Raw genomic sequence first — 13,280 nt, forward strand, 5'->3', positions numbered from 1 at the left:
ACAAAGTTTTCGATGTGCTATTTCTTCACAGGAAATTTCCAGTCAAATTCGTCTTTACTATTAATGATTGCTCCAATTTCGAACTTTACAACCTCATCATATTCTGTTTGAAGAATAAACCAATTATCTTCGTTGAAGTAATTTTCGAAAGTATCAAAAGTTTCTTGATTGTATTTTGTAATTCCTTTTGCAGCAAAATCTTTCTTTACATCAGCAATTTTTCTTCCTATTAATTTGAATCCGAAAACTTCTAAATCATTACTTGAAGCTACTAAATAACCTAATTTCAAGTCTTCTTCCTCATAAAATGTCAATCTGATTTTGTGCGCATTATAAACAAAAATCACATTATCGTCTTCGTCTTTATAGTTTTTATCAGGTTTTCCTAAAACAGCTGTTACGTCATTCTGCTTCATTCCAAAAAGCAATTTATCAATTCCTGATTTTAGATTTATTTTCATATCTAGTTTTCTTTATTTGAAGTGCAAATTTCGTGAAGTTTTTTGTTGTTTCACCACGAATTGCACAAATTTTCACGAATTAAAATATTATCATTTGTCAGGCTGAGCGGAGTAGAAGCCCTTTTAAACTACAAAGCCCTTCGACTCCGCTCAGGGTGACAGACGTAAACTAATTTTGATATTGCTTCTTATTAGGTTTACTGCTCATATAAAACGTAATCTTTCCACCATTTACAACATCTGAATGTTTTAAAAACGGTCTTTCTAATTGTTTCCCGTTCAGTAAAACTTTATTCACAAATACATTTTTATCAGATTGATTTACGGTTTCTACTTCAAAAGTTTTTCCATTTTCCAAATTTAAAATGGCATTTTTCAGCAACGGACTTCCTAGCGCATATTCATCAGAACCTGGAGCAACTGGATAAAATCCTAAACTGCTAAAAATATACCAAGCACTCATTTGTCCGAAATCGTCATTTCCGCCTAATCCATCAGCGCCATTTCGGTACATTTTCTTCAAGATCATTCTAATTTTATCTTGCGCCTTCCAAGGCGAATCTGTCCAATTGTATAAATAGACAACATGATGCGAAGGCTCGTTTCCGTGAACATAATTTCCAATGATTCCGTCTCTTGTAATATCTTCTGTATTTTCAAAATATTTATCAGGAAGATGCATATTGAACAATGAATCTAAACGAACTTTAAATTTCTCATTTCCTCCCATTAACTTAATCATTTCTGCGGGATCTTGCGGAACATACAAACTATAATTCCAAGAATTTCCTTCAATAAAACCTTGTCCGTGCGTATCTAATGGGTCAAATTCTTTTTTGAAAGTTCCGTCATTCAATTTTGGACGCATGAAACCTGTTTTTTCGTCATACACATTTTTATAATTTTTCGATCTGTTGATGAATTCATTATAAACATCTGTTTTTCCTAATTTCTTTGCCGCTTGCGCGATTGCCCAATCGTCATAAGCATATTCTAAAGTTTTAGAAACCGAAGCACCGTTTTTATCTTCTGGAACATATCCTTTATTCATATAAAATTCTAAACCATCATAATAAGGTACTTTTGCAGTATTCACACAAGCTTGAAGTGCTTTCTCGGCATCAAAACTAATATTGCCTTTTACAATGGCATCTGCCACAACCGAAACCGAATGATACCCAATCATACACCAGTTTTCGTTGGCATAATGCGACCAGATCGGAAGCATTTTATGAACACTCTGATCTGAATGTGCCAGCATCGAACTCACCATATCGGCGTTTCTTTTTGGCTGGACAATATTAAATAAAGGATGTAAAGCACGATAAGTATCCCAAAGCGAATAACTGGTATAATTGGTAAAGTTTTCAGCTTTATGCACATTCATATCAAGACCTTTATAGTTCCCGTCTAAATCCATGTATTCTGTGGGACCTAAAAATGCGTGATACATTGCCGTATAAAAATTAATCAAATCTTCTTTTTGAATGGTTTCCACTTGAACTTTATTCAATTCTTTATTCCAAACTTCCTGACTTTGTTTTTTTACTTTTTCGAAATCCCAATCTGGAGTTTCTTTTTTCATGTTTTCTAATGCTCCAGCAGAACTTACAGGCGAAAGAGCCATTTTGATTTTAATTTTTTCACCTTCATTCGTATCAAAATCAAAAAATAGTTTTAAGTTTTGACCTGCCATTTCTGGGAAGTTTTTCGTTTGATCGAATTTTCCCCAAAAACCTCTGTAAACACTTTTTTCTTGAACAGCTTGTCCGTAGCTTTTAATAGGTTTATTGAAAGACATGGCAAAATAAACTGTTCTGGTTCTCGCCCATCCGTTTGTCTGACGGTATCCTGTTATTAAAGTATCGTTTTCTACACGAACAAATGTCCAAACATTCTTTTTATCGTAATTGTAAATTCCAGAAGTTAAATCTAAAATAATATGTGCATCATTAGACTTTGGAAAAGTATACTGATGCATTCCAACACGAGTTGTGGCTGTCAATTCTGCTTTAATCTTATGATCTTCTAGAAAAACGCTGTAATAAGCTGGCTCTGCTTTTTCTGTTGCATGCGAAAATGCCGATCTATAACCGGATAATGGCTTAGACGCCACACCAGGATTTAATTGCAGTTTTCCAGTTGTTGGCATAATTAAGAAATCACCTAAATCTGAATGTCCAGTTCCGCTAAAATGCGTGTGACTGAAACCTACAATTGTTTTATCTTCATATTGATATCCTGCACAATATTTGTAAACCTCTCCATTATATTTTCCGTTTAAATTATAAGCAATTGTATCGGTTTCTGGGCTCAATTGCACGCTTCCAAAAGGAACTGTTGCACCTGGGTAAGTGTGTCCCATTTTTGCTGTTCCAATCATTGGATCTACATATTGAATAAGATTTAACTTTTCGGTCGCCTTCTTTTGTCCTTTTATATGATTACTCGAAAGCATTAAAGCCAATACTCCGAAAAGAAAATTACAGCATTTTGTTTTAATCATTTTTTATTGTTTTTCTTTGAAATCTTTGTTGTTGTTTTAATGTAGAAAAGTACAACAAAATCTATTTTTAAAAAACATAAATTTAGCAGAACTCGAAAGGTTTAAATATCTTTGATGTATAAAAAGTCTACCGAAAACATGAAAAAATATATTTTAATTCTACTTTCTTTTTATTCCTCTTTTATTTTTTCTCAAAAAGCAGAAAGCCGCAGATTAACTAAACAAGAAATTTCGGAACGTGAACTTGAAAACACAACCAATTTCCCTATTTATAGAGCATTTGAATTTAGCGATAAAAGCGGAGTTTACGAATTGGTTCTAGGCGAAAATCAAAAAGTAATTTCTAAAAAGGATACTTTAAACACAAAAATACAAGCTGTTTGTGTAATTAATGACCACGGCGGACTTTTAGATCAATGGAAAATTAATGATTTGCTTGAAGATACTCTGCCAAAAGAAACAAACATTTGGTTTTGGACAAAATATTGCAGTACAAAAGATATTGATGGAGACGGTTATATTGAACCTATTATTGTTTATGGAACTCGCAACGAAGATGGCTATATAAGACGCGTAAAAATTATTACGGTTTATAAAAAGAAAAAATATGTTATTCGTGCAGTTGAATGTGATTTTGATAATTGCAGAAGTTTTGAAAAAGATCAAAATTTGGAATACGCTTCCGCAGAAAATAAAATTATACGTTAATCAATTGACTGAAAAAATGAGGAAAGAACAGGATGTGCTTTTAAAAAATGGGTAATTTTAATGGTGAATTGTTAATGATTGATGTTGATTCTTAATTAATGATTCACAATTCACCATTAACAATTATCTACTCATTCATTTCATCATAACGTTCTGGAACTTGAGGATCGTAAAGCGGACATTTGAATTCTTCCATGATGTCTACTAATTTATTCATGGTTTTTCCTTCTGTTCCGTAGCAGTCAATTTTTATGCTTTGAGTTGTTGTAATAACTTGAAATGCACCTTTCCCTTTTGGATTTTTCCAGCTGTCTTCATCCACTCTTTCCCATTCAGAAAAGACTGAATTAATTCTGTTTACGATTACTTCAATTTGAAGTGCAGCCAGACCTTCAACTTCTTGTTTTTCTACAAGAGCTTCATAAACTTCCTGATTGTTCAGGTAAATTTCGTCTAGGTATCTCCAAAAAAGTAATTCGTACATAGTTAAATATTTTTAAACCATATGAGTGATATAAGAAAATATAAATTTTTTCTGAGTGAAATCGAAAGCTGTCATCAAAATAAGGCCTCGACTTCACTCAGCCTGACATTCTAACTTAAAATGAACTTATATCACTTATATGGCTATTTTTTTTTAATAATTAAATGTTCCGTATTCGCTAGTAATTGTAAGCTTTTTAGAATCTGAAGCTTCTACTCTACCTACGATTTGCGCATCAACATTAAATGATTTCGAAATTTCGATAATATCTTGTGCGATACTTTCTGGAACATAAAGCTCCATTCTGTGACCGCAATTGAAAACCTGATACATTTCTTTCCAATCTGTTTTTGATTGTTCTTGAATTAATTTGAACAATGGTGGCACCGGAAACAAATTGTCTTTTATAACATGTAAGTCTTTTACAAAATGTAAAATTTTAGTTTGTGCACCACCACTGCAGTGTACCATTCCGTGAATATCTTCTGGAGTATATTTATCTAAAATTTTCTTTATAATTGGTGCGTAAGTTCTTGTTGGAGAAAGCACTAATTGTCCAGCATTGATTGGACTGTTTTCTACTTCATCTGTCAAGTTTACTTGACCTGAATAAATTAATTCTTCTGGAACTGCAGCATCGTAACTTTCTGGATATTTTTTAGCCAAATATTTTCCGAAAACGTCATGACGTGCAGAAGTTAATCCGTTACTTCCCATTCCGCCATTATATCCTTTTTCGTAAGTTGCTTGTCCGAAAGAAGCCAAACCAACAATTACATCTCCAGCTTTAATATTTGCATTGTCTACAACATCACTACGTTTCATACGAGCTGTTACAGTAGAATCTACAATAATGGTACGAACTACATCGCCAACATCTGCTGTTTCTCCTCCAGTTGAATGAATGGTAACTCCAAATGATTTTAATTCGTTGATTAGTTCCTCTGTTCCGTTTATAATTGCAGAAATTACCTCAGCTGGAATTAGGTTTTTGTTTCTTCCAATTGTCGAAGAAAGTAAGATATTATCTGTTGCGCCAACACACAATAAATCGTCAATATTCATGATTAAGGCATCTTGAGCAATTCCTTTCCAAACAGAAAGATCTCCAGTTTCTTTCCAATACATGTATGCTAAAGACGACTTTGTACCCGCTCCGTCAGCATGCATAATTAGGCAGTGATCATTGTCCTGAGTTAAATAATCAGGAACAATTTTACAGAATGCCTGCGGAAATAAACCTTTGTCAATATTTTTTATAGCGTTATGTACGTCTTCTTTTGATGCCGAAACACCTCTTTGTGCATATCTTTTGCTAGAATCTGAACTCATGAAAATTAGTTTGTGTTGATGTGCTGCAAAGATAATCCCTTTTTTTAATTCTTTGCCTTATTCGATTATTTGATTGATAAAAAAATCGGCAGAAGTTTATATTCTGCCGATCTCCTGAAATAAAATTGGTTATGAAACTTTGGCTTGCAGCTTTTATTCCCAGTCGGGCATTGAAGCTCCTGTAAATAAGATTGCTCTAGAATTTGCAACTCCTATCCCGCATTTAACGATATTTTTTACTGAAATTCCATCATTTGAAGTGTTCATAAAGATTAGCTCGGCTTCATTTGGTGAATACCTAACATCCAAGTCATTTGATCCTGAAGGCTTTTCTGTAGTAATTTCATATGAATTACCTAAAAGAAAACTATATTCAAAAATTTTGGAATCTAATTGACGATAATTATTGTTTTCAAATCCTGAAACATCTCTAGTATAAACTAATTTCAAGCCAGAAACTGAAAAACTCAAACCGCTAACAGCACCTGGTAAGCCAGCCAATATTGGCGTTACTACAACTCCCGACGGATTTATAACATAAATTTCTACGCCATAGCCATTTATATCATTTACTTTTAAAGCTATTTTACTTCCATCTGCACTCCAATCACATTCTGAAATAAATTTACCGTTTGGGGTCTGGAATATTTTGGCGACTCCACTTCCATCGCTTTTTATCCTATATAGTTTATCAAAGTTTGGATAAATAAATTCGCTTCCAGAAGCATTCCACGAATACCCTATATAATTTGCATTAAACCCAGCAATAGGAATGGAACTTGTTACTTTTTTTATGTTTGTTCCGTCAAAATTCATCGTATAAATATCATTTTGCGAACCTGTTGTTCCTATAAATGCTATTTTTTGAGCCTGATTATTTCGTCTTGGTCGCCAATAATTTTTATCAGAACTTGTTAATTGGTATTGTTTTCCCGTATCATCTGCTGTAAAAATTACGTTGTTTCCATTTATGGTTTTCACAAATAAATGCCTTGTCGCTGGAAATGCAATTGTAGAAAATGCGCTTATTGTGCTTAAAACTGGTGCATTTACTCCATCACTTACAGAGACTTGCCAATAATATTTCGTGCCATACATTAAATTTGTCAGTGCCAGTTTTTTGTCTTTTATATCTGTAAAAACCGCGATATCGCTATTTTTATCGTTTCTCAAATTTATCGTGTATGTCATCGTATCATTATCAGGATCGGTAACAGTCCAACTGAGTTCTAAATTTATAGGCTGACTTGTACTGTTATCTGTGGGAGCAGCCAAAACCGGAACTGTTGGAGGTTTGTTATTTGCTGTCGATTTGCTTAATTCGAATACAATTTCAGAAGTGTTATTGGCTGTTACAGTAACCGCTTCAAATTTTGCTGTAAAACCATCCTTTTGGGCTTGAAAAGAATATTCGCCCACTTTTACATTTGAGACCGTAAATTTTCCTTCGGCATCTGTAAAAACAGTGCTAGTTGTTGGACTCGATAATATTTTTACATTTTCCATTGGTTCAAAAGTATCACTGTTGACTACTTTTCCGGTTACAGTTCCAAACTGAGATTCTCCAATTTTCTCTTCGCTGCAGGAAACCAGACCTAATAAAAAAAGTACACTTGCTATTTTATATAAATACTTCATTATTACCTTACTTTTAAAATTTAAACTTCTTTCTTACATCTTCGAAATGACCGATTTACTTTTTCTTTTTCTTCACAAAATAATAAGTCAGTCCTAATCCAAATTTATAATAGTAATCATCTCGGGTTCCAGCAACTATATAATCGATATTATCACTGAAATTGATATTTTGCTCCGCAAATAATTTTATTCCTATTCTATCTGAAACCAAATATTCAAGACCTCCTCCGTATTGAACTTTGCCATATGTATTTTCAAATTTCCTATTCATTCCATATCCGCCACCTACATATAAATACGGTGTAAGACGGTCTTTAGGAAGTATGACCCATTCCATATTAAGATCGTATGTAATGTATCCGACATCTACTAAATTTTTATTGGCAAGATTTACCACATTTGTAGAAGCACTGATATTAAAACTTGGAGTAATAAAGAATTTTAAAGCTCCGCGTCCAAAAGGTCTTAAAAGCGGATCTTGATAATCTCCATCCATTAAAGTAGCTCCACCAGAAAGTTCTATAGCAAACTGGCTTCTTCTATTTTCTAAAACCCTATCATAAAGTCCTGTAACATCTGCCGTTTTGGTTTCTTCTGCGTATGCTTTTAATAAATTGTCAACCTGCCATTTTGGTGCATCGGCTTCCCAGATATTGTCTTTTATTCCTTCTAAAACCAATGATTCGACCGCTTTTTCTATCGCTTCTGTTACAGCCATGTGTACAGGTTCATTAGTTGTATATCCGGTTTCTACTTCCAAAAGCCTTTTAAAATTTACATATCTAAAAAGACTCTCGTCGATAGCCTGAGACAAAATAGTTTTTGAGATATAAACAGATTTTAGAATTTTTCCGTTTGAAGTAGAAATCATTCTTAGGTATATTGTAACACGATCCTGGCGATATTTCACAGAAGCTCCAGCTCCAAAATATCGAGCACCAAATCCGCCTGTAATAATATTGGAATCATAGGAAACTATACCTCCTTCTAACAAAACTCCTGCATACAATAATGGAGTTAACTGGGGTTCGTTCGGATTTGCATTTTTTACATATTCCTGTCTCGTGGCTCGAATAAGATTTCGCTCCTGCAATAAGTTTCCAATATTTTCGCGCTCAATTGGCACAAACCATTTTGAGTCTTCTAGCGCTTTTATTAGAATAGACGTTGCGCCCTGAGTTACAGCAGTACTAAAACTGCTTCCGTTTTCCTGAGGTTTATATTGTCCCGTCTGGTCTCTAAATTTATAGACACCAACTACAACTTGCTCTTTAGGTTTTGGTAAATCTTTTAATAGTGAAGTCGCAGGCGTTCCTTCTCCCAAAACAGCTTTTTGTACTCCTGTGGGTTGATTATAATAAGCGCCGCAACCAGTAAAAAGAAATCCAAATACAATAAATAAATAGTAATGGAATCGCATATTATTGATTTGGGATGATTACTTGGGTTTGTTCTCCTGTATTGGTATCTAGGATATTTAAAGTTAATCCGTCAGAAGATGGATAGACATCTACTGAATAACTTCCGAATGTATAAGAGCCTTCTTTGATACCATCTGTACCAAATTGCTGTTTATAAAGAGAACTAGAAATCTGACTTAGCAATTGTGAATTTAAATTGGCTTTAAATCGTTCTAAATCAGTTTGTGTTTTGGTTTCTGCTGTTTTATCCTTTTGTTTATTTTGCGCTTCTGCACTGCTTAGAAGCCACTGATAGTTAAAAGTATCTCCTCCAAAAGCTGGATTTACAGGTTTGTAAACTAAAGCTTGAGCATTTATAAATGGAGAAATAAGCAGAAAAACTGCAAGGATTAAAATAAATTTCATGTCGCTAATAATAAAATTAATACTGAGTGAAATATTTGCGTTGTTTTTCTTTTTCTTTCAAATAAGTAAAGGTGGTATTTACAGCTTCCTCTGCAACTGCATCTAAAAACTCATCATCAGGCCTTACTAAAAAATCATAGATAACCTCATTATCTATAGTTATAGATATTGCTGTATTTCTGGCAAAACTGTATTCTTCACTTATTGTAACTATTTTTTCGGCATTTATCCCAATATCATTGTATTTGTAATAATATCTGTCGTAAAAATCTTTTCCCATTTTTGTTTTGGTATCATCGGTAATGATGCCTCTCAAAACAAATCCGTCAACAGGAAGAACTATTACATCGTCTTTTTTTTTTCTTCGCCCAAAACGACACGATCTTTCGCTATAATTTGCTTGTCTTCATCGTAAAACAAAAGCAAAATGATTACCTCATCATCTGCTGTCAAATTAATTTGCGATGTAGACAATTTCTGAATTTCGTTGGGTTGCAAAGTAAAAACACCAACTTGGTCATTATTAGACTGATTATTACTTTTATTATTATTTTTTATAACAGACAAGCGATAAGCTGCACTTCGAATTACTTCTGTTAAGTTTTCGGCAGTACCAGTAATTTTCACACTGTTTTCTACTCTTTCAATTTCGATTTTCGCTTTTATCTTATCCTGTGGAACTTGCCCATAAACAAGAAAAGAAAAAAATAATAGAAAGATTATGATATGTCTGTTTATAAAATACATCTTTATTTTATTTGTTTATAAGAATAATAGAAGCGCCATTTCCTGTCTGTGTAATTTTCATATTTTTTGACAACGAATTGGTTCCTATATTTTGAATGCTTTGATTATCTCCCTTTTGAATCATTTCCATATTAACATTGTAATTGGTATGCAATGTAAAATCGGAAATTTTGTTGTTATCGCCTTGCTGAATAACACTTTGAGTAATTGTTTTTGCACTTTTATCTAATGCTAACGCATTATTATCACCATTTTGATCTATTGCAACTTTTGTATCATTCGATTTTAAAGAAGCATAAATTTTATTAAAATCGCCAACCTGCTGAATTTGCACTCCAGATTGGATTCTTGAATTTAAATCGTTTTGTTCTTTTTTACTCAAATTGGAAACAATGCTAAAAGCTTTCTCTTTTGAATTAAAAAGCGATGAACTGTAATTTTTAAATTCTGAACCTTCTTCTTTTTCCTGAGCATAAAATACAGGACTGTAAAAGAATATTAATAGTATATATAAAATGAAAGATTTCATCTTGATTCTGTTTTAAATTAAAAAAAATGCGATAGTCGTTTTATGACTATCACATTTTTATCTTTTCAATTAGTTACTTTGAGTAACACTAATTATGTTTGAGTTTCCTAGAGAGAAATTAATGCTACTGTGCGCTGCACCTGTTTGAGTAACTGTAGCTTTGTTTAAGTTACCAATTTGCAATGTATCTTCTCTCAACTTAGTACCATTTTGAACAGATGTAGCTTCGTTTTTATCACCATATTGATAGTGATATGACTTGTTGCCGTCTGATGCTGAAGTACCACTTGGAGAAGTTTGTGTTTGAGAAGATTTGTTTTGAACACCACCTTGGCTTGCATAAGCAAGATTATTATCTCCATTTTGTGTTTGAGTAGCTTCGTTTTGGCTGTGTGGTCCAAATGGCACAGCAACTAATGCTACTTGACTTAATTGAGTAGGATTAAAAGGAAGTCCTGTCGGTTTTTCATTACCTGTTGTACCTTGGTCAATAGTAGCGGTATTATTATTTCCTTTTTGAGTTTGAGTTGCAACATCTTTACCTCCAAGTGCTGATGGGATTGTAGATTCTACAATTTGGTCTTGCCAAATAGTTGCTTTATTCCAGTTTCCTGTCTGACTTTGTGTTGCTTTGTTGTCATGGTTACTTTGAGAAATAAAAGCCCCGTTGTTGTCTCCTTTTTGTTTTACATCTGCCATATTACTTTTGGCATTGTAAGTTGCTGGTTGAATTCCCTGATAAACTTCTGATTTGTTTGTGTTTCCTAATTGATCAATCTTTGAATCATTCGTTTGACCATTTTGATTAACAATACCTTGATCAGAATCTCCAACTTGGTTTACTGATGAAGTGTTTCCTTGAGCGATTGCCGCTACTCCTACAAACAGCATCGCTGAGATGCTTAAAATTACTTTTTTCATAATAAATATATTTAATTGGTTATTAATACAACTTATTATGTAGGTAATTTGCAGATTCGAAATTTGGGGGAAAAGACGGGGACTTTACAACGCCATTTGAAAACAAATTTTAATTTATTTTCTCAACTTCATGACCAAAATTATAAAACTTCTCCAAAACAAGATTCAGTATAAATACCTATTTTACAAGATATTAACCTCTTTTCGACAAACTGTAAAACTATCTCGATGAACTGCCAAAAAGCTTATAAATTTTCATAGGAAAAAAGATACTTATTACAATTTGTTTACATTTAAAGCATCTGTAACAAAGAAAATATCAATTAAATAGGGGCTTTATTACTATTTAAGCAAAAAAAAGCCTGTCTTATAAGACAGGCTTTAACAAATTGTTTCTTAATTATTTAGTAAACAATAATTCTCTGTATTTGGTTAATGTCCAACTTTCGTCATCTACCAATAATTCCAATTTATCGCAGTGATTACGAATCTCGTCAAAATATGGTTTTACGTTATTGCAATATGCCTCTGCCATTTTTTGAGCATCAGTTAATTGATTTGCTTTCTTTCTTTCATTAGTCATTGCCAATACCTTAGAATTGATTCCTTCAATATGGCCTGAAATTTCTTTAATCAAAACAATTTGCTCTTTTGCTAATGCGTCAAATTCTTTGGCAAAAATTTCTTTTAATCCTTTTACATTTTCAATTAATGTATTCTGATAACGAATTGCAGTCGGAATAACATGGTTTCTTGCAATATCTCCTAAAACACGACCTTCAATCTGGATTTTTTTAGTGTATTCTTCCAATTCAATTTCGTAACGCGCTTCGGCTTCTACATGATTAAAGATTCCTAATTCTTCAAACAATTCCAAAGCTTGTTTCGAAACTTTTGCTTTAATCGCTTCTGGAGTTGTTTTAAAATTACTCAATCCTCTTTTTGCTGCTTCTTTTTCCCAAGCTTCGCTATAACCGTCACCTTCAAAAAGAATCTTTTTAGACTGTTTGATGTATTCTCTTAGAACATTAAAAATAGCATCGTCCTTTTTCATGTCTTTCGACTCGATTAAGTTTTCTACTTCATTTTTAAAGTCAATTAATTGTTTCGCTACAATTGCATTCAAAGTTGTCATTGCATTTGAGCAGTTTGAGTTTGAACCCACAGCTCTAAACTCAAATTTATTTCCTGTAAAAGCAAAAGGCGAAGTTCTATTTCTGTCTGTATTGTCTAATAATACATCTGGAATTTTTCCAACAACATTCAACTTAAGATCTGTTTTTTCTTCTGGCGAAAGTTTTCCTGTAGTTACGCTTTCTAATTCAGATAAAACTTTTGTCAATTGTGCACCAATAAATACAGACATAATTGCTGGCGGCGCTTCATTTGCTCCTAACCTATGGTCGTTACTTGCCGTTGCGATAGAAGCTCTTAATAAAGTTTCGTTATCGTTTACCGCTTTGATTGTATTAATAAAGAAAGTCAAAAACTGTAAATTGCTCATTGGCGTTTTGCTCGGACTCAATAAATTAACTCCTGTATCTGTAGCCAATGACCAGTTATTGTGTTTTCCAGAACCATTTACTCCTTTAAAAGGCTTTTCGTGAAATAATACTTTAAAGTCATGACGTTCTGCAACTTTCTGCATAACATCCATTAATAAAGAGTTATGATCTACTGCAAGATTTGTTTCCTCAAAAATTGGAGCCAACTCAAACTGATTTGGCGCAACCTCATTATGACGCGTTTTTACCGGAATACCCAATAGCATGCATTCCTGCTCTAAATCTCTCATATAAGTAAGAGCGCGAGTTGGAATAGATCCGAAATAATGATCGTCTAATTGCTGCCCTTTTGCAGAAGTATGTCCTAATAAAGTTCTTCCTGTCATCATTAAGTCTGGACGAGAATTTGCCAAAGCTTTGTCAATCAAGAAATATTCTTGCTCCCAGCCTAAAGTTGCTGTTACCTTTTTTACGTTTTTGTCAAAATATTTACAAACTTCTGTAGCCGCTTCGTCAATTGCAGATAATGCTCTTAATAAAGGTATTTTATTATCTAAAGCTTCACCAGTGTAAGCAATAAATACTGTTGGTATACATAAAGTTGTACCATATATAAAAGCTGG

General features: G+C 33.2%; 12 protein-coding genes and 1 pseudogene. 1 reads left to right on the forward strand and 12 read right to left on the reverse strand.

What is annotated here, in order from left to right:
• Positions 1–17 precede the first annotated feature (17 nt).
• A complete protein-coding gene (locus B3J44_RS18610; RefSeq protein WP_198856980.1) occupies positions 18–461 on the reverse strand; it encodes a hypothetical protein in 444 nt (147 codons plus the stop codon).
• A gap of 169 nt (positions 462–630) precedes the next feature.
• A complete protein-coding gene (locus tag B3J44_RS18615; RefSeq protein WP_286970343.1) occupies positions 631–2,967 on the reverse strand; it encodes a GH92 family glycosyl hydrolase in 2,337 nt (778 codons plus the stop codon).
• Between the two features lie 138 nt (positions 2,968–3,105).
• On the opposite strand from B3J44_RS18615, the pseudogene B3J44_RS18620 reads away from it, so the two are divergent.
• A pseudogene (locus B3J44_RS18620) lies at positions 3,106–3,730 on the forward strand (M949_RS01915 family surface polysaccharide biosynthesis protein).
• A gap of 72 nt (positions 3,731–3,802) precedes the next feature.
• Here B3J44_RS18620 and B3J44_RS18625 read toward each other — a convergent pair.
• From B3J44_RS18625 to B3J44_RS18670, 10 genes are all read right to left on the reverse strand, one after another.
• Positions 3,803–4,159 carry a hypothetical protein gene (locus B3J44_RS18625; RefSeq protein ID WP_286970345.1) on the reverse strand — a complete coding sequence of 119 codons (357 nt, stop codon included), beginning with the start codon at positions 4,157–4,159 and terminating at the stop codon, positions 3,803–3,805.
• Between the two features lie 153 nt (positions 4,160–4,312).
• Positions 4,313–5,491, reverse strand: coding sequence for an AIR synthase related protein (locus tag B3J44_RS18630; RefSeq protein WP_286970347.1), 1,179 nt, complete (start codon positions 5,489–5,491; stop codon positions 4,313–4,315).
• A 153-nt stretch (positions 5,492–5,644) separates the two neighbouring features.
• A complete protein-coding gene (locus tag B3J44_RS18635) occupies positions 5,645–7,129 on the reverse strand; it encodes a carboxypeptidase regulatory-like domain-containing protein (RefSeq protein WP_286970348.1) in 1,485 nt (494 codons plus the stop codon).
• Positions 7,130–7,184: 55 nt separating this feature from the next.
• Positions 7,185–8,549 (reverse strand): CsgG/HfaB family protein, encoded by a 1,365-nt coding sequence (locus tag B3J44_RS18640; RefSeq protein WP_286970360.1) that lies wholly within the window; start codon positions 8,547–8,549, stop codon positions 7,185–7,187.
• A 1-nt stretch (position 8,550) separates the two neighbouring features.
• Complete coding sequence (locus B3J44_RS18645) at positions 8,551–8,955, reverse strand: curli production assembly/transport component CsgF (protein WP_286970362.1); 405 nt, start codon at positions 8,953–8,955, stop codon at positions 8,551–8,553.
• Positions 8,956–8,971: 16 nt separating this feature from the next.
• Positions 8,972–9,271 (reverse strand): CsgE family curli-type amyloid fiber assembly protein, encoded by a 300-nt coding sequence (locus B3J44_RS18650; RefSeq protein ID WP_198856972.1) that lies wholly within the window; start codon positions 9,269–9,271, stop codon positions 8,972–8,974.
• Between the two features lie 26 nt (positions 9,272–9,297).
• Positions 9,298–9,702, reverse strand: coding sequence for a curli-like amyloid fiber formation chaperone CsgH (gene csgH, locus B3J44_RS18655; RefSeq protein WP_198856971.1), 405 nt, complete (start codon positions 9,700–9,702; stop codon positions 9,298–9,300).
• 7 nt (positions 9,703–9,709) lie between these two features.
• Positions 9,710–10,231, reverse strand: a complete 522-nt coding sequence (locus B3J44_RS18660) for a hypothetical protein (protein WP_286970368.1) — start codon at positions 10,229–10,231, stop codon at positions 9,710–9,712.
• A 69-nt stretch (positions 10,232–10,300) separates the two neighbouring features.
• On the reverse strand, positions 10,301–11,152 hold the full coding sequence (locus B3J44_RS18665; protein ID WP_286970371.1) for a hypothetical protein: 852 nt from the start codon (positions 11,150–11,152) through the stop codon (positions 10,301–10,303).
• Between the two features lie 400 nt (positions 11,153–11,552).
• The coding region (locus B3J44_RS18670; RefSeq protein WP_286970373.1) for a glutamine synthetase III at positions 11,553–13,280 on the reverse strand (1,728 nt) is incomplete at its 5' end.

This window comes from Flavobacterium sp. UBA4854, assembly GCF_002399805.1.
In the GTDB taxonomy this organism is placed as follows: Bacteria; Bacteroidota; Bacteroidia; order Flavobacteriales; family Flavobacteriaceae; genus Flavobacterium; species Flavobacterium ginsengisoli.